Genomic DNA, 1466 nt, shown 5'->3' with positions numbered 1-1466 from the left:
GGTGCAGGCCCTCGACGCGGTGCGCGAGGGCGCGGCGCAGGGCGGCGACGCCGTCGGAGGCGGCCCGTCGGGCGGCCGCCGGCGTGCCCCCGAGCAGGGCGGCCACCTCGGCGTGCGGCAGCCCCGCGACGTGGTGGTAGGCCACGCAGAGCCGCTGCTTGTGCGGCAGCGCGGCCAGGGCCGTCCACAGCTCCGCGTCGGCGACGTCGGGGTTGCCCCATGACGAGGGACGCTCGGGCAGCTGCTCGGTGGGGACCGCCCGGCGCGCCCGCGCCCGGGTGACGTCGATCGCCCGGCGGTGGGCGATGGTCACCAGCCAGGCCCGGACGTCGGCGCCCTCGGCCAGGTCGGGCCAGGCCCGCAGCGCCGACAGGAAGGTCTCGGACCAGGCGTCGTCGGCGTCCGGCCCGGGGCCGAGCACGGCCCGGCACACCCGCAGCACGACGGCCCCGTGGGCGTCCACCGCGCGGTCGAACGGCTGCTGCACGTCATCCTCCTGATCGCCTGCACCGGGTGGACGTCCCGCAGGCTACGGATGTGAGGTCGGGTCGGGACAGGCCACTAGGGTGATCGCATCCTGGACCCTCGCCGACGCTCGCAGGAGGTCATGTGCTGGACCGTGGACCAGACGCGCCCGACACCGAGGTGACCGACGCGTTCACGCGCACCGCGGCCTCCTACGACCGGCTGGTCGGGCTGAATCCGGGCTACCACGACCACCTCCTCGGCTCGGCCCGCGCCCTGCTCGAGCACGTCCCCGCCGACGGCCCGCTGCGGCTGCTCGACCTCGGCTGCGGGTCCGGCGCCTCGACCCGGGCCCTGGTGCAGGCGGTCGAGGAGGCCGGGCGCTCGGAGCAGACCGAGCTGACCGGGGTGGACGCCAGCAGCGGGATGCTCGCCTCGGCCCGGATCAAGCGCTGGCCGCGCTGGGTGCGCTTCCGGCTCGGCCGGGCCCAGGACCTCGGATCGGACGCCACCCGCTACGACGGCGTGCTGGCGGCCTACCTGGTGCGCAACGTGCCCGAGCGCGACCAGCTGGTGGCCGACCTGTTCGAGGTGCTGCGGCCGGGCGGGGTGCTGGTGCTGCACGAGTACGCCGTCCGCGGGCACCGCCGGGCCGCGGCGGTGTGGACCCTGGTCTGCTGGACGATCGTCATCCCGCTCGCGGCGCTGGTGGCCCGCAAGGTCGACCTGCACCACTACCTGTGGCGCAGCGTCCTCGACTTCGACTCGGTGCAGCAGCTGCAGGAGCGGCTGCACCGCGGCGGGTTCGCCGACATCCGCCACCGCACCGTCGGCGGCTGGCAGCGCGGCATCGTGCACACCGTGCTGGCCCGCAAGCCCGAGCAGGCGGAGCAGGCCGAGCCGGAGCGGGCGGGGGACGCGGCGTGACCCTGCGGCGCTGGCGTCCCGGGCGGGATCCCCGCGCCGTCCGGCACCCCGCCCAGCCGCCCCGCACCGACGCC

General features: G+C 76.7%; 2 protein-coding genes. One reads left to right on the top strand and one right to left on the bottom strand.

Annotated elements, in window-relative coordinates:
* Positions 1 to 487, bottom strand: a 487-nt coding sequence (locus DVA66_RS20375) for an RNA polymerase sigma factor (RefSeq protein WP_157974207.1), incomplete at its 3' end; no start/stop codon positions are given.
* Positions 488 to 609: 122 nt separating this feature from the next.
* Here DVA66_RS20375 and DVA66_RS20370 point away from each other — a divergent pair.
* Positions 610 to 1392, top strand: a complete 783-nt coding sequence (locus DVA66_RS20370) for a class I SAM-dependent methyltransferase (protein WP_232822104.1) — start codon at positions 610 to 612, stop codon at positions 1390 to 1392.
* Positions 1393 to 1466: the final 74 nt, after the last annotated feature.

The organism is Desertihabitans aurantiacus (genome assembly GCF_003344635.1).
Taxonomy (GTDB): domain Bacteria; phylum Actinomycetota; class Actinomycetes; order Propionibacteriales; family Propionibacteriaceae; genus Desertihabitans; species Desertihabitans aurantiacus.
This window is presented reverse-complemented; position numbering and strand designations above follow the sequence as displayed.